Genomic DNA, 22,684 nt, shown 5'->3' with positions numbered 1-22,684 from the left:
AACGAACCTGCGCCTAGCGCGTTGCGTCCGCCAGCCAGCCGAACACCGAGAAAACCAAGGGCTTGCGCTCCAGATTGTAGGTTTCGGTGTCGCGCGCGGCGCGGACGATCTTTTCCCATACCTCGCTTAAGCGCGCAAGGCGCGGCAGGTTCTGGTTGGCATTGGCCTCGTCCGCATGCAGGCGTTCGGCGATCCAGCGATCGATGCCGTCGATGAAGGCGGCGAGCGCGACGCGGTCGCTGGTGCCGAGCGAATCGCCGAGCGTGTGCAATTCGCGCGGGTCGACCTGCGGCAGGCGCGCCAGCAGCGCGGCCGTGCGCTGCTGGAGCTTCAGCGCATCGCCGCCGAGCAGAGTCAGGGCCCGTGCAACGCTGCCCTCGGAGGCCTCCGCCGCCTCGCGCAGCGCAGGATCACTCGGAGCGAGCTCGGCGGCCGCAGCCGCAGCCTCGATCACATCGTCCGTTGCGAGCGGCCGCAGTCGCAGCTTGCGGCAGCGCGACTGGATCGTGGCGAGCACGCGCGCCGGCGCGTGGCTCACCAGAAGGAACAGCGATTGCTGCGGCGGCTCTTCGAGAATCTTCAGAAGCGCGTTGGCTGCGTTTGGATTGAGCTCGTCGACGGTGTCGACGATGCAGACCCGCCAGCCTTCGGCCGCCGCCGTCGAGCCGAAGAAGCCGATCGTCTCGCGGGTCTCGTCCACGGTGATCACGGTGCGCATCACGCCGCGATCGTTGGCGGTCCGCTCCAGCGACAGCAGGCTGCCATGCGAGCCGGCCGCCACCTGCCGCGCCACGGCGTCATCCGGATCGACCGCAAGGTCTTGGGCGTGCTGCACGGCGGGCGCCAGCGGCTGGCCATGGGCGAGCACGAAGCGCGCCATGCGATAGGCCAGCGTCGCCTTGCCGATCCCTTGCGGCCCGCCGATCAGCCAGGCATGCGGAATCCGCCCGCTGCGATAGGCAGTCAGCAGCGCCGTCTCGGCCTCGCGATGACCGAACAGGCGGCTGGTCTCGCGCGGAGGCGGAATGGCGCTTTCGCGCTCGGACTGGCGCGGGCTCATGCTGAAATCACCGAAGCCGGTGTGGGAAGGAGACGATCGCGCAACGCAGCCCAGACCCGGGCCGCGACCGTGTCAGGGTCGGAATTGGCGTCGATCAGCACGCAGCGCGCCGGATCATCCGCAGCGATCTTGCGATAGGCTTCGCGCAGGCCCTGGTGAAAGCTGAGCTGCTCGCTTTCGAACCTATCGGGCGTGCCGTTGCCGCGGCGCGCGGCGGCGCGCTGCAGGCCGATCTCGACCGGCAGGTCGAGGATGATGGTGAGATCCGGCTTGAGATCGCCGATCGTGACCCGCTGCATCGCATTGATCAGGCCCTCGGGAACGCGGCCGAGGCTGCCCTGATAGGCCCGCGTCGAATCGGCGAAGCGGTCGCACAGCACCCAGACCCCCTGGTTCAGCGCAGGCAGGATCACGGTGCGGACATGATCATCGCGCGCGGCGGCAAATAGCAGCGTCTCCGCCTCCGGGCCGAGCAGCCTGCCCATCCCCGACAGCACCAGGTGACGCATGATCTCGGCGCCCGGCGAGCCGCCCGGCTCACGCGTGACGCGGATGCGGAGCTTGGCCGCCTTGAGGCGGTCGGCGAGCTTCTTGATCTGGGTCGACTTGCCGGTGCCCTCGCCGCCTTCAAAGGTGATGAAGCGTCCGCGTCCGGACGGTCGCTGTCCCGCGCTCTCACTCATGATCAGAGCTTCTCGGCGCCTGCGCGGAACATGCCGATCACGAGCTCGCTGGCGCCGTCGATCGCGCGCCGCACGGTCGAGCCGGTGCCGATCGCTTCGCCCGCATAGACCGGCGTCTCCACCGCGATGTTGCCGCTGCGCCAGACCCTGACCACGCCGACCTTCTGGCCGGCTTCGACCGGCGCCCGCACCGGGCCGCTATAGACGACGCGCGCGATCAGCTTGTCGCTGCCGTTCTTGTGCACCATCACCTTCACCGGAGTCTTGGCGACGAGCTTGACCGATCGGCTCTCGCCGCCGAACACCTTGGCGTAGCCGACGGGCTGGTCGGCCGCGATCAGCGTGCGGGTCTCGAAATTGCGAAAACCCCATTCCAGCATCTTCTTGGCTTCGGTGGCGCGATCGTCGGGGTCGTCCAGTCCGTTGACGACGACGATCAGCCGCGTGCCGTTCTGAACGGCCGAGCCGACCATGCCGTAGCCGCCTTCCTTCGTGTAGCCCGTCTTAAGACCGTCGGCGCCTTCCATCGAATTGAGCAGCGGATTGCGGTTGGGCTGGCGGATCTTGTTCCAGGTGAATTCCTTCTCGCCGAACAGTTTGTAGAATTCGGGGAAGTCCAGGATGATGTGCCGGGCGAGCATGCCGAGCTCACGCACCGTCATCTTGTTGGCGGGATCGGGCAGCCCGCTGGAATTGCCGAAGGTCGACCTGGTCATGCCGAGCTCGCGGGCGCGCTTGGTCATGAAGTCGGCAGCGAAGATCTTTTCGTTGCCGGCCATCGCCTCGGCGAGCGCGATACAGGCGTCGTTGCCGCTCTGGATGATCGCGCCGTGCAGGAGATCGTCGACCGAGACCTTGCTGTTGATGGCGGCAAACATGGTCGAGCCGCCCGAGGGCGCACCGCCCCGCCGCCAGGCGTTCTCGCTGATCCGGTACTCGTCGGTCAGCTTGATGTCGCCCTTCTTGACGGCATTGAAGACGACTTCCGCCGTCATCAGCTTCATCATGCTGGAGGGCGCGCGCAGCTCGTCGGCATTCTTCTCGAACAGCACGCTGCCGCTCGTGGCTTCGATCAGGATCGCGGTCGGAGCATCGCCGTCGAAGCCCGCATCGTCGGCCTTCTTGACGCCCTGGACGCTCTGGTTGGCGGCCAGAAGCGCCCCGCTCCAGCCGACGCTTGCCGCCAGGATCGTCGCCATCAGGCCACGCGCCAGCGCTCCGGCGGTGAACCGGGGGCGACGTAGCGAAAGAAGACGACATGCCATGGCCAAGCCCTGAGAGCAGCGTTCTAACAGCTGGAATCGGCGCGAACAACGCGACGTTGGACGCCTGCCCAGAGATTGCACGATTCTCGCCCTACCCCTATCGTGGCACCTCACCTTTCCCGACCAAATCCCTGAAACAAGGCGGAAAAGCGATGTCCTCCACCCGCATGATCAAGGCCAACGGCATCGATCTCTTCATCCGCGAAGCCGGCCAAGGTCCGCTGGTGGTGCTATGCCATGGCTGGCCGGAGCTGTCCTATTCCTGGCGCCACCAGATCCCCGCGCTCGCCGCCGCCGGGTTTCACGTCGTGGCCCCCGACATGCGCGGCTACGGCCAGAGCGCGGCGCCGCCCGAGGTTGCGGCCTACTCGATCTTCGACACTGTCGGCGACGTGGTCGGCCTGGTGCAGGCGCTCGGCGAGACGAGGGCGATGGTGGTCGGCCACGATTGGGGCGCGCCGGTCGCCTGGCATGCGGCGCTGTTCCGGCCCGACATTTTCATGGCGGTCGCGGGCCTGAGCGTGCCGCCGCCGTTCCGCGGCCGCGGCAAGCCGCTCGACCTGCTCCGCCAGGGCGGCGTCACCAATTTCTACTGGCAGTATTTCCAGGCGCCGGGTGTCGCCGAGGCCGAGCTGGAGCGCGACGTCGCCCGCACCATGCGCATCGTGCTTGGGGGACGTGGCCTGGCCGACCCAACCGCCGCGATGTTCGTGCAGGAGGGCAAGGGCTTTCTCAGCCACGCGAGCGCCGAGGAACCGCTGCCGGGCTGGCTCAGCGAGGCGGATCTGGCCTATTTCACCGAGAGCTTCCGCAAGTCCGGCTTTCGCGGCGGGCTGAACTGGTACCGCAACATCGATCGCAATTGGGAGCTGACCGCGCCCTGGCAGGACGCGCAGATCCGTCAGCCTTCGCTGTTCATCGCCGGCTCCAAGGACGCCGTCATCACCGGCCTGATCGGCGCCAAGCGCGTCAACGAGCTCGACCGCGTGCTGCCGAATCTGAAGCAAAAGCTGATCATCGAGGGCGCCGGCCATTGGGTGCAGCAGGAACGGCCCGACGAGGTGAATGCGGCGCTGGTGACGTTCTTGAAGGAGAGCGCGGGCTAGTAGAGCCCGCGGCCGCTCAGGATGTTGCGCGCCTCGGCGGCACCGTCGGACGCGGTCTCCGTCGCGAAGCGGCCGTCCCCGTCATAGGACACGGCGCGAGTGTTCTGGAGCGCCCGGCCCCGGCTGCGGCTCGAGGCCGACATCTCCGAGGTCGCATTGAGCGAGGCCATGTCGGCCGAGGTGCTGCCGAGATTATAGGGCCGCCCCTCCGGCATCGGCACGTCGCCGCGAATGGCACCGCGGCTCGCCCCCGGCAATTCCGGCACGAAAGGCTTGGCCGAGGCGACCCGGACCATCGAGGGCGACGGCGCCGGAACGCCGGTGCGCAGGGTCGCCAGAAGCTGGCGGTCGTCGGAGCCTTCGAGCGGCGCCCGGCCGACATATTCGACGCGGACCTTGGCAACACCATTTCCTTTGAATTCAAGGAGTTCGGCGGCCTTGTTCGAGACGTCGATGAGACGGTTGCCGTGATAGGGTCCGCGGTCATTGACGCGGACGATCAGCGACTTGCCGTTCGAGACGTTGGTCACCCGGGCGTAGGACGGCATCGGCAGGGTCGGATGCGCCGCGGTCAGCGAGGTCATGTCGAACACTTCGCCATTGGCGGTCAGGCGGCCGTGGAAATCGTCGCCGTACCAGGACGCCATGCCCTCGGCGCGATAGTTGACGTCCTCCTCCGGCACGTAGGTCCGGCCGGCCACGACATAGGGCTTGCCGACGCGGTAGGTGCCGCCGCCCTTCGGTACGGGGTCCCCGAAGGCCACGACCCGGGGGCTCGACGACACGCCGTATTTCGGATCGACGCGGCTGGCGAATTTGTTGGAGGAGGCGCAATTGGCCAGCGCAACGCAGGCTGCGACCGCCGCAACACCACGCGCGGCCCGCAAAACCGAATCTGACCGTCGGATCCCCATTCGCCCCAAATACCACTTTGCCGGAGGCGTACCCAACCCGCTTTGGCTACGGGGAGCGCTGTCCGGTCATCTGATCCGAAGCGGCCCACCACCGTCTCGGAAGCGGTAACGATAACGCAACCCGAACACGGCGGAAATGGGGAGCCCACGACGATCCCGCCGGGATGGTAAACGGGACGTTCGCATTTTTCCGTTGTTCTACGGAACGAGCCCGCCCGCGCTGTGCCACGGCTGGACACTCTGTTGCGCCAAATCCTCACTCCACCCCCATTGTCGCGCCGCTCACTGGAATTCTTTTGACTGTGCAAGGCCGCCCGCGTTCTCTCGGATGCAAGGGCGGGATTTGGAATTTAACGATGATCGAGACGGTTTCGGCACTGATGGGTCTGGTAAGCGCGGGGATCTTCCTGGCCCATGCGTTTGAAGGCTACCGCACGAGGGCCTGACGGCACTCGCGCGGGACGGCAAGCATCACCTCTTTCAAGGCGGCGCGTTCGGATAATTTTAGTCGATCCGACCGAGCATCGAAAACGAGAGTGGCAGGTGTCCCATGCGCAATCATGACCTGGTATCTGACGGCTTCCTGGCGTTGACCGCCGGCGGCTTGGTCTTGCTCTGCTCGAGCCTCGTGGCCCTGGCCTTCGCCTGAGCGCCACCCTCTCCTTCCCGCGCACTCAGCGCAGGCCCAGCAGGGAGCGGCGATAGAGGCCGCCGCGGGCCTCGCTCTGGCAGACGAAGCTGCCGTCGAAGCCCTCGCCGTACCGCTTCTGACCCTTGCGGTAGTAGACGCCCTTCCTGAAGTCGAGCCAGACCACCTTGTCTTGCGGACAATGACGCTGCGCCTGCGCCTCGTAGCGAAACGGCGTCAGCGGTGTCGCGAAGACCTCCGCGGAGCCGCCAACCACGATCGCGCCAGCGAGCGCCATCCGACCGGTCCATCTGCCGAAGCCGCTTCGCGTCACTCGCCCGCCTTCCCGATCCGCGTCGCCATGCGACGGCCCCCGGCAACGGTAGCACGAAATGGCACGCGGAAGGCGCCAGTCGCGCAGCGCTTCCACCGGCGTCTTGTCGGGTTGGAGGAACGCGGCATTGTTGCGCCGGCGCACGCACGCCGCGTGAGAGGCAGCGGATCGCCGTCTATTGCTTGTCTGCTTCGAGCTGCGCGAGCGCCTGATGCAGGCACTCCTGGAGCTTCTGCGCGACCTGCTCACGCGCGACGCCCCTGGCGGCAAGATCGGCCGATACCTTGTCCACCACTTCGTTCATCGTCTGGTTCTGCAAATAGTCCGTCACCAGCGTCGTTGCGTAATTGTCAGCGGCATCGCCGTTCAGGCCGAGCCGGCCTGCGGCCCAGAGACCGAGCAGCTTGTTGGACCGGGCCGTGGCCCTGAACATGAGTTCTTCGTCGTGGACGAATTTGGCCTCGAAGCCCTGCTCGCGCTTGTCGAACGTGGTCATGGTCAGCTCCATTGCACTTTCGCTGATGGGAATCGGACTGGCTGGTGGCGAACGTCTCCGCGGTTCATGTCGTTCAGATTCACCTGAAGCTTCCTCCCGGACGGCGAAGGCCGTCAAGCCACCCGTCGCACGGCACAACGCGAAAGCGCCCACCGGCGGGAAAGGCCGATGGGCGCGTCTGGGATCAATTCAACGGTCTGGCTGGATGAGCGCGTTCGCTCAGCCCTTGGCCGCGGCGGCCTCGCGCGCGAGGCGCTCGGCTCTAAGCCGCTCCTTGTTGGCGTAAAACGCCTTCTGCGCCGCTTCATGGTCGCGCATAGCCTTTTCGGCCTCGATCCGGCGTGCCGCATCGCGCGCCTGGCGCTGCTCGGGGGTCAGGGGTTTGCGTCGGAAGGAAACGTCTTCAGTCATGGCGACATAACGCGGCTGTGAGGAAAGAGTTCCTCGCCCCCCGTTCCCGCCTTCAGACAAAATCTCGGAAAACAACCCCATGCACAGTAGCTATACCGTTGAAGGACAAAGCTTTTCTATAGGCTCGGGAAGGCCCTTGAGCTCGATCTCGGCGATGACGGGCAGATGGTCCGAGATGGCTCGCGCCGCCTCGTCGGTCCACACTTTCCGGATCGGGCTGTCGGAGGTCGCATAGATCCGGTCAAGCCGCATCAGGGGGAGACGCGACGGGAAAGTTCGCAGTCGCGTACGGTTCGGGCAGACCTGCGCGAGCACCCGCCGCACCGACTTGACCCAGAACCAGTCGTTGAAATCGCCGAGGACGACGGTCCTCGCTGGCTTGACCAGGTTCACCAGGGCCTGAGCCTGCGCATAGCGCTCGTGGATGCTTAAGCCCAGATGCGTGGCGACCACGCGCACGTCCCCGGCCGGCGTCAGCAGGCTGGTCGCAATGGCTCTGCGCGGCTCGCGCTCCCGATACGACACGTCGACGATCTCCGGGACAGCGGAGAACGGAAAGCGGCTCAGGAGCATCTGACCGTACTCGCCATCCTCGGTGACGATCGACTTGGCGTGAACGCCGTGATCTCCGACGACACTCGCCAGTTTCGCGAACGGATCGTCCGACCTCGACCGCGAATCCACCTCCTGAAGCGCGACGACATCAGGAGACCATTTGCGAAGGATGGAGCAGACACCATCCAGATCGAATTTCGGATTGAGGTTGAACGTGCCATGCACGTTCCAGGTCATGAAGCGCATCAGCGCCTCCCGGCCAGCCAGGTGGCCAGGAATTGCGCGCCGGCGCAGATGCCGAGCCAACCCAGGAACGCCAGCACGAGCAGCAACATGCTGCTCCAGGACGCATTGCGGGCTACATCCGCGATCTGAGCTCCCAGAACCGCCATCGCAAGGTTGCCTGGCGTCATGCCCAGCGCGGTTCCGATCATGAAGTCACGCAGAGGCAGCGTGCTCGCGCCGGCCACGACATTCACGATCGAGAACGGTGCGATGGGAATCATCCGGATCACGACGACAGCCAGGATGCCCTTGCCGACGACGCGGTCCTGGATCCGCGCCGCCCGCCGTCCGAGCAATTGCTGGAGCCGCTGTCGTCCGAGTGCCCGTCCGATCACGAAAAGGATGAAAGCACTGAGCAGGACACCGGCGCTCGCCGTGACGAAACCCACCCAAGGCCCGAGCGCGGCCGCCGTTGCTGCAATGAGCACGAGCACCGGAAACACGACTAGCCCGCCGACGACAAAAGCCGCGATCGCGAATGGCGGCCCCCAGCCGGACTGCGAATAGGCAGACAGCAAATTCGAGACGCGCCCGGTGTCGGCGAAACCGCTCAAGGACGTGTACGACCAGGCCATTGCCAAGCCAAAAAGCGCCAAGGCGATCGATACGATCCCGATGATGGTCTTGGTAGTCCACATGCGCGATGCCGCCCGCTCGAGGTGAAGAGGCCGCTCAGGGTCCGCCACCGGCTGAACCATCGTGGCCAGAGTGCTGGTCAGGACCGAGAACTCCACGTCCCGCAGCGCCTTCGTCCGATCAGCTCTCGACATCTCGTCCAGGAGAGCAAAAAGGCGATCGTCGTCTTGCCTGACGCTGCGTTCGTCGAGGCCGCAAAAGTGGCCGATCAGGCGTCGGCGAACCGAAGCGATGAACTCCCGGTGCTCATCGGATTCGGCTTCAAAGATCAGGTCACATTCGCTATCGGCGCCCATCGACCGATTGTTCAAATTGGCCGATCCGATTCGCAAGATCCGATCGTCGACGATCATGAGCTTGCTGTGCACCATCACGGCGGCCTCCCCCTCCCCGTCGCGTGAGACCGGGTAGACGAAGCGGATTCGATCGGCCACACCCGCCTCGCTGAAGCAATCGATGAAGGCGCCGCGGCCGTTTTGCATGGCCTGGGATTCCAGCCACGAGGAATGCAGTTTCGGAGCGACGACCAGAACCCGCAGCGACGGCACGCGCTTCATCTGCTCCACCAGCTCACGCGCGATCTTGATGGCGCTGGTGAACTGGTTCTCGATGTAGACGAAGCTCGTCGCGGACCGGATCGCCGCAATCAGCGAGCGTTCGACCTCCCTGATGGTCGAACCCACCGGGCAAACGACGTCGGTCCTGGCGATGCCCACCGGCATCTGCTCGGCCTCGACCGACACATGCGACGGCCAGCGCATGCTCTTCGGCGCGCGGCAATCATGCGTCTGTTGGCCTGCCGCACGCCAGCGCTCCTCCGCCAGCTCGAACAGCGAGGCGGCAGCATCCCCGTCGACCAGGCATTGGACATCGTGAAACGGCTTGTATGGCTTGCCCTGGGGATCGCAGCGCAACGGCTGATCGGCGCAATGCTCGCTCGTGTCCCAGCGCCTGATCGTCAGATCGAGCCCGCCGACGAACGCCAGCGCACCGTCGATGCAGACGATCTTCTGGTGCTGGGCCGAACCGAACGGAAGCGTCGAATCCAGCTCGAACTGGACGCGGCCGTCGGTGTCGGCGGTGAATTTGGCCGCGGAATTCCATTCCCTTTCCGAGGCGTAGAACGAGACGAAGTCCCAGACCAGAATGTTGATCCGCAGGCCCGGCCGGCGCTGCACGAGTGCGCGCAGGAATGGGCCGAGCTGTTCGGGCAGACCGTCATCCGCCCGTCCGGAAGCTCCGACCAGCCTGGTCTCGCTATGGATATCCCACCCGACGATGTAGACGAGGTCTTGAGCCTCGAGCAGCGCCTCGCGCAGGGCCGCGAAATAAGCGGCCGCATCGTTCAGGACCGCCACGCGCCGCGCCTTGCACCGTCGCCAGACGGTGTCGCCGGGAACCAGGGTCGATGAACTCTGAAGCAGGTGGACCTCGCAAATCACGTTCGCGTCTAAACGCGCTGAACGCTCAAGGGGTTCCACGCTACAGGGATACGGTTCTGTGTGCGATGGCCGGAGATAAGACCTTCGATCAGACCGCCGCGCTGCTGGCTCCCCTCCGGCACGGGGCGCGGCTTTGCACGGCGCGGCTCCGCAATCGCAATGTCGTGAGACCGCAACATGATTGAGACAGGTCAATACGGGCTGGATCAAGCTCTGGGAACCTGGCGTCGGCAAGCAGATGGAGACGGCCATGTCACAGCAGAGCAGCGTGCACTATTATCTCAATTGGGCCAAGGAGCGGATCGACGAGATGGATGCCGCATTGGCCTCGTTCGAGGTCAAAGCCGGCCAGGCCAAGGCAGAATCCAAGGTGAAGACGGATCAACTGCTGTCCGACCTGACGAAGCGCCGTGACGAATTTCAGGCGATGCTCAAGAGCCAGGCGGAAGCAGGTGAAGCCGCCTGGACGGACGCCAAGGCCGACCTGGAAAAGCAATGGGCCGGATTCGAAGCCCAGATGAAGACCTACTTCGAGGGTGCAGGCAAACAGTTCGAGCAGCAGCAGGCTACGTTCAAGGACGTTGCGGCGGCACAGGCCAAGGCCTGGCGCGAAGCCGCGGACAAATTCCGCGAAGCCGCCGGCAAAGTCGCAACAGCCCGCACCGTCGACGTCGATGCCGCGCTCAAGCAGATGAAATCGGATGCATCCGAAGCTGAAGCGCGTCTGCAGAAGCTGAAGCAAGCCGGCAGCGAATCCTGGTCGGTCCTGAGCGCCGCCCTCGCCGAATCCCGCAAGGCGTTCGATCAGGCGAACCAGGCTGCCTGGAACGCGCTGAAGGGCGCCGGTCCGAAGAGCTGAGCCGGTTCGCAAACGCGCCAGCAAAAGCGAGGCGGACAGAGGATCACGCGGGGCCCAGCCTAGCTGCGAGCCAGGCTTGGCTCACGCGCTCGCTACGGCTGGTCTGTTGCCATTGCGCGCATAACGTCGCTCTTGATGCGGATGGGTGGCCGGACCACATGAGGCTGTCCGATCTGGAGCCATGCTTCGTCTGCCGGGGCTGCGGATGTCGCGGCGCCGACGCGCGACCCGACTTCGAGCGTGGCAATCCAAAGCTTGCGATCATAGGCGCGAAAGACGCCGCCCACTGAGGCGGACCGTTTACCGACGACCTTCGTCTCTCGTGAGTGCTGCTAGTCTGTCCAACTGGGTGGCCAAGCCGGCGAAGCTCTTTGCGATGTTCTTCAAAAGGGAGGCCCGCGAGGCTGAAATACCTGGACCTCTGGAAAGTACTTTGTAGCGCTCTGCTGTTTCTTGGCAGGCTGCGGCGGTAATCATTTCGGGCTCCGTTGCCAAAAAAAATCATAGGTGAGAACCGCTGTCATACTACCCTAGGTGGCTACACGCCAAAATCACAGTTGCGACAACGTTTGGCGCGGCCCAGGCACTCGTCTACGAACGGGACCCCGTCGCGACGGTTAGCCTCTCACATCTGACGAAGAACAGGTGAGACCCTCCTTTGGTACCTCCCAGCCGTCCAGACAGCGGCTGGGGCATTTTTTCGTTGGTGCGGCTCGCCCGCGTGAACCGGCGGGCTCAAGTGTGCCCTCCCGAGCCCTATCGCCGCGCCCTCTCGCGAGCAGCATTAAGATCCGCTTTGGTCGCAGGGATTGCCGCTGCATCGGCGGATGGTCGGCTTGGGGGCGGTTCACTAAGGTCTCGTGCCCATCGTGCGCCGGATCGAACCGTCGCGCTGGAGTTGGCGTGATCGGAGCTCGCGCAAGCAGAGACAAGTAGGCCAGCAAGGCCGACCAATACCGCCCGCGTCGTCGCCTGGATGCACATCCTCGTCTAACCGAGATGCTGCCGAATCGATCCCCCGGATCATAAACGGAGATTTGGAAAGTCGGAAAATGTGACCCGCCAGCAAAATGTGGTTGCGTGTGAACGTTCTTAAAACCATTGGGGAAGCAGCTCCCCCTCGGCTTGTTTCTATGGTACCATGGTTTATGGCTAAGACACGTGTGGTACCAAAGAAAAAACGAGGCCCGCCGCCGACTGGTAAGGGGATCCAGGTTGGCGAGCGCTGGCATCCTTCCGAGCTTGCGGCGATAGATGCATGGATCGCATCATCACGCGACAAGACCCTCACCCGAGCGCATGCTATTCGCCGGCTCGTTGCGATTGGCCTTAGGATCAAGATCGAAAGTCAGGGCAAAAGCGAAGACATGAAGGGGCGCCGAGATGCCAAGCAACGCGCTCGCGAACTAGCAGCCGATGCGATCAGCGAGATCGCCGATACGGCAGCCAGCCCAGAGGCCCAAGTCAGCCGTAAGCGGCGCCTCGTCAAAGGGCCGGAGGAATTTCAGAGCATTCGACGCGACCGGCCAAACCGGAAGTGATCGGTGGACGCATGGTGGACGTTACGGGAATGATTTCTCCAATGCTCGACCAGGCGATGCAGCATCTTCGGAGCAATCCACCAAAGAGCAGTAGCTGAACCCTAGTTCGCCCCTCGGCAGCCACCCCGTATCTGTGACAAGCCGTGCAGCTGGCGTCGAGCCCTTCCGTCCAACCAGCTGATTTCGCTGTGAAGTTCCGGGGTGGTCCCAAAGAAAGGGGGAGCGCTGTGCTGGCGGAAGGGGTGGGATTCGAACCCACGGTACCCTTGCGGGCACGCCGGTTTTCAAGACCGGTGCCTTAAACCACTCGGCCACCCTTCCAAGCTTTTGAAGTTATTGCAAAATCTGGAAAGCCTCGAAGCCAAGAAATCGCGTTTGCTAACCGGTTTGCTAACACTTCATTTTGAGCGCTCGCTTATAGCCGCTCGCAGGTCATTGTCCAACGCCTCGATCGCATCAGCCTACATATTCGGCATCTCGTGACTATAGAGGTCGAGCGCAGTTGCAATCGTACTATGCCCTAGCCGCTCGCTCGCGATCTTCGGACGTAAGCCGCTCTCTGCCCGGTTTGATCGGGCTGCCGTCGGCCTGCGCGAACACGAAGCTATCCCGGCTTAGCTTGACGCCGAGCTCAAGTAGCTCCTCAGCCTGCCGTGCGCGGTGAGCCTGTAGCTGCTCAACCATCAGGCTGGAGAGCGTCACGGGGCGCATTCTCACCCTCATCAAAGCTCAACCGCAGGCTATGCTAGCATATGAAGGTCAGTCGGCTCTGGTTCTGCACCCGCTGCCGTCAACATCGCGTGGACCTGACCTCGATGGTGGGTCTGGTGATTGAACAGTTGAATAACACAGAGCGTCTTTGGCTTCTCGACACGAGTTGAACCGTCGCCAGGATACCAAACAAGCGTCCCGTTCAGGTCCGCGTCGAGCAATAGCGTTGACCACTCTTCGATTTCCTCGTTCCGTTGCATACGGAGCGCCTTGAAGGAATCCCAATCCGAGGGATTTGTGAGGGAGTGCTTGATGGTTTCCTCTGGACGCTTGTTCCCCTTTAGTCGCTCCAGTATCAGGGCATCAGCCCAATAAAGATGGTTCAATGTAGCTGCGATCGATTGGAAGAACGCACCTCGGTCCTTCCAACGATCCTCATTGGTAAGCCCATCGGCTGCAGTTACCAAAGAGGCGTTCTGCCAAGTGTTGTAGCGGGCCATCAGTCGGCAGTATTCGGCTGAGATCATATTCTCAGACTCCAATGGTTTCGATGTTGGCTGATTTCGGGATGCTGCCCCAGAAGTGGGGCGGCTGGCGCTGGCTGATACCGTGCTTGCGGCGCACGCCTGCTGATCAGGTTGCCACGATGGGCGGGCTGACCTTGAGATCGTCAACCATTTACGGGCGGATTTCAAGCGTTATGCAATTGGCGCGCGAACTGTGGAACGATCGCGATGCGCGGCTGGGTGGCCCCGTGGGAGATAGCGGCTGGCGTCGCGCGTAGGCATCAACGCAGTTGCAATGAGCGCCGCTGCTCAGCCTCATCCAGAGGCTTGACGGCGACCGGCCTCCCGCATTTGGCAAAAAGCAAACGGCGCCCCGTAAGGAGCGCCGTTCGAAACCGTTCGCAGCTGTGTCCGGCTCAGTACCCGCAGGATGCGCAGTTCATCTGCACCGGGGCGTAATAGGAGTAGCCGGGCGAGACCATCTCGACGCGCTGGCGCGTGGCGTATTGCGGCGGGATCTGCTGGTACTGGACGCTGGGCGGCGCGACCATCACTGTCTGCGGCACCATCACGGTGCGGTATTGCGCGGGTGTGCGATGTGCGACGACGGCGCCGGGCGACACCATCACGGTCTCGTCGACGGCGCGGTACTGGGGCGGCACGTATTGCTGCTGATAGCAGGTCTGGCACGGCGGCGGCGTGTAGCAATTGTAGCAGCCGGCGGAGGCTGCGCCCGTCATCGATATCGCGGCGACGGCGGTCGAGAAAACAACAGCAAGAGTACGCGACATCATGTGGTGCCCCAGTTGCCCGAAATGGATTTGCGAAGGTGGCGCATTATACGCCGCAAAATCCAGGGCCGCTGAAGTTTATCAGGGCATCCTTAATGCGAACGGCCGATCACGGCCGACCGGTAAGAACTCGTTGACCACGCCCATCAACGCGCGACGTGGCGTCTCCCGTTCATTCGCCTCCGATGGCCGAGCTCAATGCCTCGCAGCTCTTTCCAAGAACTCCAGCAGCGAGGGATCGGTCTCCTCGAGTTCGACAAAGCGGCGACGAAGCTCGTCGGCGACATCTGCGGTGGCATCTCGCGACCATCCCTCCGCGGTATTGAAGGCCACGATACGGACCGGATGGAGATATTGGCCTTCGGCGAGATGTCTGAGCAGGGTCGCGCGATTGGCGTCCTCCTCGGCCGTCTCACACCAGGCGCGGCCCAGCCGCCGGCCGAAGTCATCGAGCACGAGATAGACGTCGCGGTCGGTCGTGACTTGCGGCACGAGTGATGGAGCATGACTCATGGCTAACTCCGCTACTGACAATCCGGACCGTTGCGGACGGATTTCGAATGTGCCACGGCCTCGGGCCGAATTCGGAAAAATGGATTTCGGCCATTATCCAGAGGATGGCACGATTAAATCGTAAATAAAATAAAAATTAATGAAATTTAAATAGCGGGATGTGGACAAATGCATTAGGTTGATGATGCCTGGCGGGCGAGCCCGCTTGTCGGGTGCCCACTTCGCAAACGGCTCTCGCCTCCACCCCCCAATAGCCCACACCCCGGACGGCGGGGGCCGTTTCTTTGCAGACCTCCGGCCCCACTGTCCTGCAACAGCGCATCATCTGCGCTGGCGTGGAGTCGCCATCCGCTCCGGAGCAATCGATCCAGCCTTGCGATCCAGCCTTGCGGCGCCGCCGATCAGGCGCCTACCTCAGGCGCCGCTTGACCTCGCGCACGGCGCCGCGCGCGGCGCTGGTGGTGAGTGCGGCGTAGGCCTGAAGCGCAGTCGAGACGTTACGCTTGCGACCCACTGCCTGCCAGGCGGCATCGCCCTTCGCCTCCTCGGCGGCGCGGCGATTGGCGAGCTCCTCATCGGAGACCTCCAGCGTGATGCTGCGGTTCGGGATGTCGATGGCGATGATGTCGCCGGTGCGGACCAGGCCGATATTGCCGCCCTCTGCCGCTTCCGGCGACAGATGGCCGATCGACAGCCCCGAGGAGCCGCCGGAGAAGCGGCCGTCGGTGACGAGCGCGCAGGCTTTGCCGAGGCCCATCGATTTCAGATAGCTGGTCGGATACAGCATCTCCTGCATGCCGGGACCGCCGCGCGGGCCTTCGTAGATGATGACCACGACCTCGCCGGCGACGACCTTGCCGCCCAGAATGCCGTCCACCGCCGCGTCCTGGCTTTCGAACACGCGCGCCGGGCCGGAGAATTTGAGGATCGAGGCGTCGACGCCGGCGGTCTTCACGATGCAGCCGTCCTGCGCGAGATTGCCGTAGAGCACGGCGAGGCCGCCGTCCTTGCTGAAGGCGTGGTCGAGATCGCGCACCACGCCCTTCTCGCGGTCGGCGTCGAGCTCGTCGTAGCGGCGCTCCTGGCTGAAGGCGACCTGGGTCGGAATGCCGCCGGGCGAGGCGCGGAAGAAGGTGCGCACCGCTTCGCTCTTGGTGCGCTTGATGTCCCAGCGCTCCAGCGCCTCGTTCATGGTCGGCGCGTGCACGGTCGAGACCGAGGTGTCGATCAGGCCGGCGCGATCGAGCTCGCCCAGAATGCCCATGATGCCGCCGGCGCGATGGACGTCCTCGACATGCACGTCGGCGACCGAGGGCGCGACCTTGCACAGCACCGGCACGCGGCGCGAGAGCCGGTCGATATCCTTCATGGTGAAGGCAACCTGCCCTTCATGGGCGGCGGCGAGCAGATGCAGCACGGTGTTGGTCGAGCCGCCCATCGCGATGTCGAGCGTCATGGCGTTCTCGAACGCCTTGAAGTTGGCGATGTTGCGCGGAAGCACCGAAGCGTCGTCCTGCTCGTAATAGCGGCGAACCAGATCGACGATGGTGTGGCCGGCCTCGACGAACAGGCGCTTGCGGTCGGCATGGGTTGCGACCACCGAGCCGTTGCCGGGCAGCGCGAGGCCCAGTGCCTCGGTGAGGCAGTTCATCGAATTGGCGGTGAACATGCCCGAGCAGGAGCCGCAGGTCGGGCACGCCGAGCGCTCGATCACCTTGACGTCGTCGTCGCTGACCTTGGAGTCGGCCGCGGCGACCATGGCGTCGATGAGGTCGACGGCCTTGGTCTTGCCGGCCAGCTTGACCTTGCCGGCCTCCATCGGGCCGCCCGAGACGAACACGGCTGGGATGTTGAGCCTGAGCGCCGCCATCAGCATGCCGGGCGTGATCTTGTCGCAATTGGAGATGCAGACGAGGCCGTCGGCGCAGTGCGCGTTGGCCATGTACTCGACGCTGTCGGCGATCAGCTCGCGCGACGGCAGGCTGTAGAGCATGCCGTCATGGCCCATGGCGATGCCGTCGTCGACCGCGATGGTGTTGAACTCTTTCGCCACGCCGCCGGCCTGCTCGATCTCGCGGGCGACGAGCTGGCCGAGGTCCTTGAGATGGACATGGCCAGGCACGAACTGGGTGAAGGAATTGACCACCGCGATGATCGGCTTGCCGAAATCGCCGTCCTTCATGCCAGTCGCGCGCCAGAGGCCGCGGGCGCCCGCCATGTTGCGGCCGTGGGTGGTGGTACGGGAGCGATAGGCTGGCATGGCGGTTTCCGTCCTCGGGTTGGGCTAAGGGCGGGAAAATCTGGTGCCGCCTCAGGCCTTTGTGGCCGGATAGCGCACGGGGTGGCGGGGCGCAACGGGAACTTGGGCATGACAGGGCTCCCCTGCTCCCGGCGCGGGGTTTTCGTCGTTACGTCCCGTCGTTCCGGGGCGATGCGCAGCATCGAACCCGGAATCCATCGGGCGGCAGCACCCGCGGGACAATGGATTCCGGGTTCGCGCCTTGCGGCGCGCCCCGGAATGACGGCGGGGGCGTCGGAGCCCCTATTGCAGCGTCGGATCGAGCCGGTCGCGCAGCCAGTCGCCGATCACGGAGACGGCCAGCGTGGTGATCACGATCGTGGTGGCCGGGGTCAGCATGATCCAGGGCGCCCGGGTCAGATATTCCCGGCCGTAGCCGACCATGTTGCCGAGGCTGGTCATCGGCGGCTGCACGCCGAGGCCGAGGAAGGACAGACCCGATTCCATCAGGATCACCTCGGGGAAGACCAGCGTGGTCGAGACGATCAAGGTCGAGGCGATGTTGGGCAGGATGTGCCTGAAGTAGATCCGCGGCGGCGTCGCCCCTAGCTGGCGGACCGCGGCGGCATAGCCTTGCGCGTTGGCGGAGATGGCAAGGCCGCGCGCGATGCGGGCGTAGCGCTCCCAGCCGAACAGGCCCATCAAGCCGATCAGGAGCGGCAACGAATTGCCGAAGAAGGCGAGCACGGCGAGGGCCATGATCAGGAACGGCATGCTGGCCTGGAAGTCGGTCAGCATCAGCACGAGCTGCTCGACGGCGCCGCGGAAATGCGCGGCGAGGAAGCCGAGCATGGTGCCGACGATCGCCGAAATCGCGGTCGCGCCGAAGGCGATTAGCAGCGAGATGCGGATCGAGACGAGAAGCCGCGACAGCACGTCCCGGCCGAGCTCGTCGGTGCCGAGCCAGTGCGCGGCATGGCCGGGCGCCGCCAGCCGGTTGCGCAGGTCGAGCTGGGTGAAGCCATAGGGCGCGATCTTCTCGGCGAAGGCGGCGATCACGAGCATCGCGACGATCCAGGTCACCGCGAGGGCGACCGAGACCGGGATTGCCGGCAGGCTGATGCGGCGTCTGGCCGTGTCCTTCAGCGCGGCGTCGGTCATGCATGCGCTCCCTTGGCGCGCAGGCGCGGATCGAGGAAGCCATAGAGGAAGTCGACGATCAGGTTTGACGTGACCATGGTCATGGCGACCAACAGCAGGATGCATTGCACGACGGCAAGGTCGCGGTTGGCGACGGCGACGACGAGCAGGCGCCCTACTCCCGGCCAGGCAAACACGCTCTCAACCACCACCGCGCCCGCGATCAGCGTGCCGACCATGAAGCCGAGAATGGTCACGGTCGGGATCGCCGCATTCGGCAGCGCATGTGACGTCACCACCTTGCGCCACGGCAGGCCTTTGGCCGAGGCGGTGCGGATATAGGGCTGGCCCAGCACCTCCAGCATCGCGCTGCGGGTGAAGCGTGCCAGCACGGCAGCGCCCCCTAAGCTCAGCGTCGTGATCGGCAAAATGGCATGGCGCCAGCTGTCCTGCCCGCCCGACGGCAGCCAGCCGAGCTGCACCGCGAAGACCAGGACCAGGATCAGCGCGAGTACGAAGCTCGGCACGGTGAAGCCCGCGACCGCCGTGGTCATCACGGCGCGATCGATGGCGGAGCCCCGGTGCAGCGCGGCGTAGATGCCGGCGGGAACGCCGATCGCGACCTTGAAGAAGAAGGCCGGCAGGGTCAGCGCCAGCGTCGCCGGGATGCGCTCCAGCACCAGCTCGATCGCGGGCCGTCCGTCGCGCATGGAGCGGCCGAGCTCGCCCTTGGCGATGGCGCCGAAATAGTCGAAATATTGCGCCCAGATGGGATCATCGAGGCCCCATGCCTTGCGGAACGCCGCGAGCACTTCGGGCGGCGCCTCTGGTCCCAGGATCATCAGCGCGGGATCGCCCGACAGCCGCAACACGATGAAGGCGAAGGTGACGACGAGGACGATCGTGAGCGCGGCGCGGCCGATGCGGACGGCGAAATAGCGTCCCATCACGCCGCATCCCGCGTTTGCACGCCCGTGACGAGGTGGCAGGCCACCTGACGGTCGTCGCCGACAGCGGACAACGCCGGCACCTCGCTTGCACAGCGCGCAATCGCGCGCGGACAGCGCGGATGGAAGGCGCAGCCTTGCGGGCGCGCCGCCGGGTTCGGCGGATCGCCCGCCAGCACGATGCGGCCCGCACTGCGGCGGCCAGGTGCCGGCGACGCCGAGACCAGTGCCTGCGTGTAAGGATGCTCCGGCCGCGCGAACAGATCGTCGGCACTGCCGATCTCGACGATGCGGCCGAGATACATCACCGCGACGATGTTGCTGATCTGCCGGACGACGCGCAGATCGTGGCTGATGAACAACAGCGTCAGCGACAGCTCCGCCTGGAGATCGCAGAGCAGGTTCACCACCTGGGCCTGGATTGAGACGTCGAGCGCGCTGACCGGCTCGTCGCAGACCAGGAAATCGGGCTTGGTGGCGAGCGCCCGCGCCAGCACGATGCGCTGGCGCTGGCCGCCGGAGAGCGCACCCGGATAGCGCGCGCCATGCGCCGGCGTCAGCTCGACCGCGCGCAGCAATTCGCGGACGCGCTCCTCGCGATCCGCGGGCGTGCCGATGCCGTGAATGTCGAGCGGCTCGCGGATTTGAGTTGCGACCGGCAAGCGCCGGTCCAGCGCGCCGAGCGGGTCCTGGAAGATCATCTGCATGCGCGCCCGCTGCGCGCGCCATGCGGCCGTTGCGGGCATCGCAATCGGCTTGCCGTCGAACCGCACCTCGCCGCGATCGGGCGGCTCGAGACCGAGCACGATACGCCCCGTTGTCGATTTGCCCGAGCCGGACTCACCGACGAGACCCAACGTCTGCCCCTTGGCAATCGCGAGCGACACGCCGTCGACGGCGTGCACGGCCGTAGCTCGGCCGAACATGCCCGAGCGCATCGCATAGCTGCGCGAGATCGCGGACACCTCGACGAGCCGCGGGCTCATTCGGCGGCGATCCCAAGCAGCGCGCGGCGGGAGGCCTCGGCGCGAATGCAGGCAACGCGGCGGTCATCCGCGATCGGCGCCAGGCTCGGCGCGGCGAGCCCGCACGGCTCATACGCCAGCGCGCAACGCGGCGCGAAGGCGCATCCACCAGGCATTTTTGCGGGATCGGGCACCGTTCCGGGAATGGCGGTGAGGCGCCGGCGGGGCCCGTCGAGCGGCGGCAGTGCACCGATCAGGCCCTGCGCATAGGGGTGCGCGGGATCGGCGAAGAGCTGGTTGCTGGGAGCTTCCTCGACGATGCGGCCGGCATACATCACCGCGACGCGGTCGCAGTTCTCGGCGACGACGCCGAGATCGTGGCTAATCAGGACCAGCGCCATCCCGAGCTCGCGGCGAACCGTCGAGAGCAGCTCCAGGATCTGCGCCTGGATGGTGGCATCGAGCGCCGTGGTCGGCTCGTCCGCGATCAGGAGGTCCGGATTTCCCGCGAGCGCCATCGCGATCATGATGCGCTGGACCTGGCCGCCGGAAAATTCGTGCGGATAGGCGTCCAGCCGCCGGCCTGCGTCGGGAATGCCGACGAGATCGAGCAGCAGCCGCGCTTCCGCCTTCAAGGCATTACCTTGGAGATTCCGATGCAGCGCCAGCGCTTCGCAGAGCTGCCTGCGGATCGTCAGCACCGGGTTGAGCGAGCTCGCCGGATCCTGGAAGATCATGGCGATACGCCCGCCCCTGACGCGGTCGAGCTCGGTGGCCGGCGCGCCGAGGATCTCGCGCCCCTCGAGGGTCACCTTGCCGGAGACCTGCGCATGCCGCGGCAGGAGGCCGAGTGCGGCGAGCCAGGTCACGGACTTGCCGGAGCCGGACTCGCCGACGAGACCGAGGGCTTCGCCCTTGTGCAGGGTGAGATCGACGCCGCGCAGGACCGGCACGCCGCTGAAGGCGACGCTGAGACCTGCAATGTTGACCAGCGGCGCCACGGCTACGCCTCGAAATTGCCGGCGCGAAAATCCATCGCGAAAGCCGGCGCGGCCTTCCACTTGATCGATTTCGGCTTGGCGGTGAAGGTCGCGTTCTGGTGCAGCACCGTGTAGGCGGGATCCTCGCGCTCGGCGATCTCCAGCATGCGGCGGAACGCCTTCTTGCGCGCGGCACGGTCGGTCGAGGTCTCCAGGAATTCCGAGAGCTTGTTCAGCTCGACATTGGTCCATTCGCCGATCTGCTGCTGCTGGCCGTTCGGTCCGTGCTGGGCGACCAGCGAGGACACGGGATCGTTGAACGCCGCCGAGTTCGACCAGTCGCGCACGGCGCGGGTCGGCGCGCGCTCCATGATCTGCGACCAGTTCTCCTTGGTCTCGATCTGCACGTTGAGGCCGACCGATTTCCACATCTCGACCAGCACCTGCGCGGTCGCGACCTGGTTGGTGTAGTAATTGTTGAGCAGGCGGTAGGGAATCGGATCGCCCTTGTAATTGGCCTGCTTGAGCAGATCCTGCGCCAGCTTCGGATCATAGGCCGGCACGTTCCAATCGGCGTTGAACATGTCGCCGTAGAACTCCCATTGCAGGCCCTTCGGCACGCGGGTGCGGCCGGCCCACAGGCTGTCGACGATGGCCTGGCGGTCGATCGCATGGGTGAAGGCGCGCCGCACCAGCGGATTGGCGAGCACGGCGTGGTTCTTGTCGAACACGGTCAGGCGGTGGTTTTGAATCGTGCCGCCCTGCACTTCGAACGCCGAATTCTTCTCGATGCCGGCGATCTGGTCCGGCGGGATGTCGCAGGCGAACTGGTATTCGCCCGACAGCAGGCCGTTGATGCGGCTCGCGACTTCAGGCACTTCGAGGAAGCGGATGCGCTTCAGCGGCGGACGGCCGCCCCAATATTCGTCGTGGGCTTCCAGGGTCAGCGACACATCGGGCTTGAGCTCGACGACCTTGTAGGGGCCGGTCGTGACGGGCTTGCGCGCCCAGTCGAGATAGCTCGCGGACTCCTCCCAGGCGCGGCGGTTCATGATGTCGGAGCCGTAGCGCGACAGCCGGCCCTCGATGGTGACGTCGGGCGTCGCGTTGTAGAAGCGCACGGTGTACTTGTCGACAGCATCGACGCGCACGAGGTCCGGCCAGATGCGGCGGGCGACGGCCGGCACATCAGGCGGCAGCTCCTTGCCGGGCCGCGGCGTCGGGATCTTCTCGAACGCTTTGATCGTGGAGCGGTTCTTGGCCTCACTCTCGCCGAACATGCGCTCGCGGCTGAAGGTGAAGACGACGTCGTCGGCCGTAAGCTCGTCGCCATTGTGGAACTTGACGCCCTGGCGCAGCTTCACCTCGACGGTCTGGTCGTCGAGGCGGCGCCATTCGGTGCCAAGGCCCGGCACGGCTTCCAAATTGCCGCGCCAGTTCTTCGAGATCAGACCTTCCCAGATCGAGGAGAAGAACACACGCTCGCCGACATTGGACTGCTCGCGCAGCACGTCGAGCACGTTCGCGTTGGTGACCTTCTGCACGGCGATCGTCACCGACGGACGGTTGTCGCCTTGCGCGATGGCAAAGCGCGGCAGCAGCAATGTGCTCGCGGCCGCGCCGCCGGATTTCAGGATGGTGCGACGGGTAAATTTGCTCATGGCGGTAACCCCTGCC

22 protein-coding genes and 1 tRNA gene are annotated in these 22,684 nt (G+C 65.0%); 4 read left to right on the top strand and 19 right to left on the bottom strand.

The window, feature by feature from the left end; genetic code table 11:
* Window positions 1-13: 13 nt before the first annotated feature.
* The 3 genes from D6B98_RS14430 to D6B98_RS14420 are packed head-to-tail and all read right to left on the bottom strand — an operon-like array spanning window position 14 to window position 3,008.
* Window positions 14-1,060, bottom strand: coding sequence for a DNA polymerase III subunit delta' (locus D6B98_RS14430; RefSeq protein ID WP_126257654.1), 1,047 nt, complete (start codon window positions 1,058-1,060; stop codon window positions 14-16).
* A complete protein-coding gene (tmk, locus tag D6B98_RS14425) occupies window positions 1,057-1,743 on the bottom strand; it encodes a dTMP kinase (protein ID WP_126257653.1) in 687 nt (228 codons plus the stop codon). Before tmk ends, D6B98_RS14430 begins: the two co-directional genes overlap by 4 nt.
* A 2-nt stretch (window positions 1,744-1,745) precedes the next feature.
* A complete protein-coding gene (locus D6B98_RS14420; protein ID WP_164718599.1) occupies window positions 1,746-3,008 on the bottom strand; it encodes a D-alanyl-D-alanine carboxypeptidase family protein in 1,263 nt (420 codons plus the stop codon).
* A gap of 152 nt (window positions 3,009-3,160) precedes the next feature.
* On the opposite strand from D6B98_RS14420, the gene D6B98_RS14415 reads away from it, so the two are divergent.
* A complete protein-coding gene (locus D6B98_RS14415) occupies window positions 3,161-4,114 on the top strand; it encodes an alpha/beta fold hydrolase (RefSeq protein WP_126257651.1) in 954 nt (317 codons plus the stop codon).
* On the opposite strand, the gene D6B98_RS14410 is transcribed toward D6B98_RS14415, so the two are convergent.
* From D6B98_RS14410 to D6B98_RS14380, 6 genes are all read right to left on the bottom strand, one after another.
* The gene (locus D6B98_RS14410) at window positions 4,111-5,028 is read right to left on the bottom strand and encodes a septal ring lytic transglycosylase RlpA family protein (protein WP_126257650.1); all 918 of its coding nucleotides are present in this window, start codon (window positions 5,026-5,028) and stop codon (window positions 4,111-4,113) included. The genes D6B98_RS14415 and D6B98_RS14410 overlap by 4 nt on opposite strands.
* A gap of 674 nt (window positions 5,029-5,702) precedes the next feature.
* Window positions 5,703-5,954, bottom strand: coding sequence for a hypothetical protein (locus D6B98_RS14400; protein WP_245481371.1), 252 nt, complete (start codon window positions 5,952-5,954; stop codon window positions 5,703-5,705).
* Between the two features lie 211 nt (window positions 5,955-6,165).
* The gene (locus D6B98_RS14395; protein WP_164718598.1) at window positions 6,166-6,486 is read right to left on the bottom strand and encodes a DUF1476 domain-containing protein; all 321 of its coding nucleotides are present in this window, start codon (window positions 6,484-6,486) and stop codon (window positions 6,166-6,168) included.
* 219 nt (window positions 6,487-6,705) lie between these two features.
* Window positions 6,706-6,897: a hypothetical protein gene (locus tag D6B98_RS14390; protein ID WP_126257812.1), complete on the bottom strand. Its 192-nt coding sequence runs from the start codon at window positions 6,895-6,897 to the stop codon at window positions 6,706-6,708.
* Window positions 6,898-6,987: 90 nt separating this feature from the next.
* Window positions 6,988-7,698: an endonuclease/exonuclease/phosphatase family protein gene (locus D6B98_RS14385; RefSeq protein WP_126257647.1), complete on the bottom strand. Its 711-nt coding sequence runs from the start codon at window positions 7,696-7,698 to the stop codon at window positions 6,988-6,990.
* A complete protein-coding gene (locus tag D6B98_RS14380) occupies window positions 7,698-10,025 on the bottom strand; it encodes a VTT domain-containing protein (protein ID WP_245481369.1) in 2,328 nt (775 codons plus the stop codon). The genes D6B98_RS14385 and D6B98_RS14380 overlap by 1 nt, the downstream gene beginning before the upstream one ends.
* Before the next feature lie 40 nt (window positions 10,026-10,065).
* Between D6B98_RS14380 and D6B98_RS14375 the strand changes: the two genes are divergently transcribed.
* Both D6B98_RS14375 and D6B98_RS14365 read left to right on the top strand, forming a co-directional pair.
* Window positions 10,066-10,674, top strand: coding sequence for a sll1863 family stress response protein (locus tag D6B98_RS14375; protein WP_126257646.1), 609 nt, complete (start codon window positions 10,066-10,068; stop codon window positions 10,672-10,674).
* Window positions 10,675-11,822: 1,148 nt separating this feature from the next.
* A complete protein-coding gene (locus D6B98_RS14365; protein ID WP_126257645.1) occupies window positions 11,823-12,215 on the top strand; it encodes a hypothetical protein in 393 nt (130 codons plus the stop codon).
* Window positions 12,216-12,446: 231 nt separating this feature from the next.
* Here the strand turns inward: D6B98_RS14365 and D6B98_RS14360 are convergent.
* Together D6B98_RS14360 and D6B98_RS14355 are read right to left on the bottom strand one after the other, a co-directional pair.
* Window positions 12,447-12,536: transfer RNA gene (locus D6B98_RS14360), tRNA-Ser, on the bottom strand.
* Window positions 12,537-12,955: 419 nt separating this feature from the next.
* Complete coding sequence (locus D6B98_RS14355) at window positions 12,956-13,453, bottom strand: DinB family protein (RefSeq protein ID WP_126257644.1); 498 nt, start codon at window positions 13,451-13,453, stop codon at window positions 12,956-12,958.
* 14 nt (window positions 13,454-13,467) lie between these two features.
* Between D6B98_RS14355 and D6B98_RS14350 the strand changes: the two genes are divergently transcribed.
* Window positions 13,468-13,710, top strand: a complete 243-nt coding sequence (locus tag D6B98_RS14350) for a hypothetical protein (RefSeq protein WP_126257643.1) — start codon at window positions 13,468-13,470, stop codon at window positions 13,708-13,710.
* 138 nt (window positions 13,711-13,848) lie between these two features.
* Here D6B98_RS14350 and D6B98_RS14345 read toward each other — a convergent pair whose 3' ends face one another.
* The 8 genes from D6B98_RS14345 to D6B98_RS14310 all read right to left on the bottom strand — a co-directional run bounded on the left by D6B98_RS14345 (window position 13,849) and on the right by D6B98_RS14310 (window position 22,668).
* A complete protein-coding gene (locus D6B98_RS14345; RefSeq protein WP_126257810.1) occupies window positions 13,849-14,172 on the bottom strand; it encodes a hypothetical protein in 324 nt (107 codons plus the stop codon).
* A 246-nt stretch (window positions 14,173-14,418) separates the two neighbouring features.
* Entirely contained in the window at window positions 14,419-14,736 is a 318-nt protein-coding gene (locus tag D6B98_RS14340) for a hypothetical protein (protein WP_126257642.1), read from the bottom strand.
* 409 nt (window positions 14,737-15,145) lie between these two features.
* Complete coding sequence (ilvD, locus tag D6B98_RS14335; RefSeq protein WP_126257641.1) at window positions 15,146-16,996, bottom strand: dihydroxy-acid dehydratase; 1,851 nt, start codon at window positions 16,994-16,996, stop codon at window positions 15,146-15,148.
* 282 nt (window positions 16,997-17,278) lie between these two features.
* The gene (locus D6B98_RS14330; protein ID WP_126257640.1) at window positions 17,279-18,136 is read right to left on the bottom strand and encodes an ABC transporter permease; all 858 of its coding nucleotides are present in this window, start codon (window positions 18,134-18,136) and stop codon (window positions 17,279-17,281) included.
* On the bottom strand, window positions 18,133-19,062 hold the full coding sequence (locus tag D6B98_RS14325; protein WP_164718597.1) for an ABC transporter permease: 930 nt from the start codon (window positions 19,060-19,062) through the stop codon (window positions 18,133-18,135). The genes D6B98_RS14330 and D6B98_RS14325 overlap by 4 nt, the downstream gene beginning before the upstream one ends.
* Complete coding sequence (locus D6B98_RS14320; protein ID WP_126257638.1) at window positions 19,062-20,048, bottom strand: ABC transporter ATP-binding protein; 987 nt, start codon at window positions 20,046-20,048, stop codon at window positions 19,062-19,064. The genes D6B98_RS14325 and D6B98_RS14320 overlap by 1 nt, the downstream gene beginning before the upstream one ends.
* Entirely contained in the window at window positions 20,045-21,028 is a 984-nt protein-coding gene (locus D6B98_RS14315) for an ABC transporter ATP-binding protein (RefSeq protein WP_126257637.1), read from the bottom strand. The genes D6B98_RS14320 and D6B98_RS14315 overlap by 4 nt, the downstream gene beginning before the upstream one ends.
* A 2-nt stretch (window positions 21,029-21,030) precedes the next feature.
* Window positions 21,031-22,668, bottom strand: a complete 1,638-nt coding sequence (locus D6B98_RS14310) for an ABC transporter substrate-binding protein (protein ID WP_126257636.1) — start codon at window positions 22,666-22,668, stop codon at window positions 21,031-21,033.
* Between the last annotated feature and the right edge of the window lie 16 nt (window positions 22,669-22,684).

Origin of the sequence: Bradyrhizobium sp. LVM 105, assembly GCF_003957705.1 — a bacterium.
Lineage (GTDB): Bacteria > Pseudomonadota > Alphaproteobacteria > Rhizobiales > Xanthobacteraceae > Bradyrhizobium > Bradyrhizobium frederickii.
The sequence above is the reverse complement of the archived record's forward strand: the minus strand, read 5'-3'. Positions and strand labels throughout refer to the sequence as shown.

What these genes read in the sequence shown, in the direction of transcription:
- D6B98_RS14430 (WP_126257654.1), bottom strand. Translation starts at nt 1,060, where the DNA reads ATGAGCCCGCGCCAGTCCGAGCGCGAAAGCGCCATTCCGCCTCCGCGC.
- tmk (WP_126257653.1), bottom strand. Translation starts at nt 1,743, where the DNA reads ATGAGTGAGAGCGCGGGACAGCGACCGTCCGGACGCGGACGCTTCATC.
- D6B98_RS14420 (WP_164718599.1), bottom strand. Translation starts at nt 3,008, where the DNA reads ATGGCATGTCGTCTTCTTTCGCTACGTCGCCCCCGGTTCACCGCCGGA.
- D6B98_RS14415 (WP_126257651.1), top strand. Translation starts at nt 3,161, where the DNA reads ATGTCCTCCACCCGCATGATCAAGGCCAACGGCATCGATCTCTTCATC.
- D6B98_RS14410 (WP_126257650.1), bottom strand. Translation starts at nt 5,028, where the DNA reads ATGGGGATCCGACGGTCAGATTCGGTTTTGCGGGCCGCGCGTGGTGTT.
- D6B98_RS14400 (WP_245481371.1), bottom strand. Translation starts at nt 5,954, where the DNA reads ATGGCGCTCGCTGGCGCGATCGTGGTTGGCGGCTCCGCGGAGGTCTTC.
- D6B98_RS14395 (WP_164718598.1), bottom strand. Translation starts at nt 6,486, where the DNA reads ATGACCACGTTCGACAAGCGCGAGCAGGGCTTCGAGGCCAAATTCGTC.
- D6B98_RS14390 (WP_126257812.1), bottom strand. Translation starts at nt 6,897, where the DNA reads ATGACTGAAGACGTTTCCTTCCGACGCAAACCCCTGACCCCCGAGCAG.
- D6B98_RS14385 (WP_126257647.1), bottom strand. Translation starts at nt 7,698, where the DNA reads ATGCGCTTCATGACCTGGAACGTGCATGGCACGTTCAACCTCAATCCG.
- D6B98_RS14375 (WP_126257646.1), top strand. Translation starts at nt 10,066, where the DNA reads ATGTCACAGCAGAGCAGCGTGCACTATTATCTCAATTGGGCCAAGGAG.
- D6B98_RS14365 (WP_126257645.1), top strand. Translation starts at nt 11,823, where the DNA reads ATGGCTAAGACACGTGTGGTACCAAAGAAAAAACGAGGCCCGCCGCCG.
- D6B98_RS14355 (WP_126257644.1), bottom strand. Translation starts at nt 13,453, where the DNA reads ATGATCTCAGCCGAATACTGCCGACTGATGGCCCGCTACAACACTTGG.
- D6B98_RS14350 (WP_126257643.1), top strand. Translation starts at nt 13,468, where the DNA reads ATGGTTTCGATGTTGGCTGATTTCGGGATGCTGCCCCAGAAGTGGGGC.
- D6B98_RS14345 (WP_126257810.1), bottom strand. Translation starts at nt 14,172, where the DNA reads ATGACGGGCGCAGCCTCCGCCGGCTGCTACAATTGCTACACGCCGCCG.
- D6B98_RS14340 (WP_126257642.1), bottom strand. Translation starts at nt 14,736, where the DNA reads ATGAGTCATGCTCCATCACTCGTGCCGCAAGTCACGACCGACCGCGAC.
- ilvD (WP_126257641.1), bottom strand. Translation starts at nt 16,996, where the DNA reads ATGCCAGCCTATCGCTCCCGTACCACCACCCACGGCCGCAACATGGCG.
- D6B98_RS14330 (WP_126257640.1), bottom strand. Translation starts at nt 18,136, where the DNA reads ATGACCGACGCCGCGCTGAAGGACACGGCCAGACGCCGCATCAGCCTG.
- D6B98_RS14325 (WP_164718597.1), bottom strand. Translation starts at nt 19,062, where the DNA reads ATGGGACGCTATTTCGCCGTCCGCATCGGCCGCGCCGCGCTCACGATC.
- D6B98_RS14320 (WP_126257638.1), bottom strand. Translation starts at nt 20,048, where the DNA reads ATGAGCCCGCGGCTCGTCGAGGTGTCCGCGATCTCGCGCAGCTATGCG.
- D6B98_RS14310 (WP_126257636.1), bottom strand. Translation starts at nt 22,668, where the DNA reads ATGAGCAAATTTACCCGTCGCACCATCCTGAAATCCGGCGGCGCGGCC.